Genomic DNA, 265 nt, shown 5'->3' with positions numbered 1-265 from the left:
GATCTTTGTTTGGATCTTTGTTTGGATCTTTGTTTGGATCTTTGTCTGGATCTTTGTTTGGATCTTTGTTTGGATCTACACCTGTTTCGTCCTTGATTTTTGTATTCGTGATATCATAACCATTTACTTCTGTTTGATATCCATCTACTGGTTGTTCTTTCACTTCATACTTGTAGGCTTTGCCGTCTGCATCGTATGCCGCTAAGTCTTTAAATTCATACTTCCAGCCACTTGCTTCACTTACTTCTTCCGTTGCGATCACTTT

At 38.1% G+C, this 265-nt stretch carries 1 protein-coding gene; it reads right to left on the bottom strand.

What is annotated here, in order from left to right:
- On the bottom strand, window positions 1–265 hold a 265-nt coding region (locus JDS96_RS31145; RefSeq protein WP_206777261.1), incomplete at both ends, for a Cna B-type domain-containing protein.

Origin of the sequence: Bacillus cereus group sp. N21 (assembly GCF_016483395.1) — a bacterium.
Taxonomy (GTDB): Bacteria; Bacillota; Bacilli; order Bacillales; family Bacillaceae_G; genus Bacillus_A; species Bacillus_A pseudomycoides.
This window is presented reverse-complemented; position numbering and strand designations above follow the sequence as displayed.